1 protein-coding gene is annotated in these 419 nt (G+C 59.4%); it reads left to right on the forward strand.

Annotation, left to right across the window (positions count from 1 at the left end):
* A partial coding sequence (locus tag KP705_RS18200) for a transposase (RefSeq protein ID WP_215765314.1) occupies positions 1–419 on the forward strand: 419 nt, incomplete at both ends.

Here is a 419-nt window from a genome sequence, read left to right on the forward strand (position 1 = left end):
AATTTGTCTGATGAGCGGACGGAATATCTGATCAACGATCGCCTGTCGTTCATGCGCTTCCTTGGGCTGGGGCTTTCAGATCGTGTTCCTGATGCCAAAACACTCTGGCTGTTCCGTGAGCGCCTGACGCAGGTGGGAGCGATCGAGGGTCTGTTCAACCGTTTTGACGCGACCCTGCGGCACGCCGGCTATCTGCCGATGTCGGGCCAGATCCTGGATGCAACGCTGGTGGCGGCTCCAAAGCAGCGCAACACGAACGCCGAGAAAGCCGATCTCCGGGCAGGCCGTATTCCCGAAGACTGGCAGGACAAGCCGTCAAAGCTGTCGCACAAGGATCGCCATGCGCGCTGGACGCTGAAGTTCACGAAAGCGAAGCGGCAGGACGATGGAACCATGCCGTCGAGTGATCTCGCTATCCC

Origin of the sequence: Gluconobacter sp. P1D12_c (genome assembly GCF_018812105.1) — a bacterium.
Classification (GTDB): Bacteria; Pseudomonadota; Alphaproteobacteria; order Acetobacterales; family Acetobacteraceae; genus Gluconobacter; species Gluconobacter oxydans_A.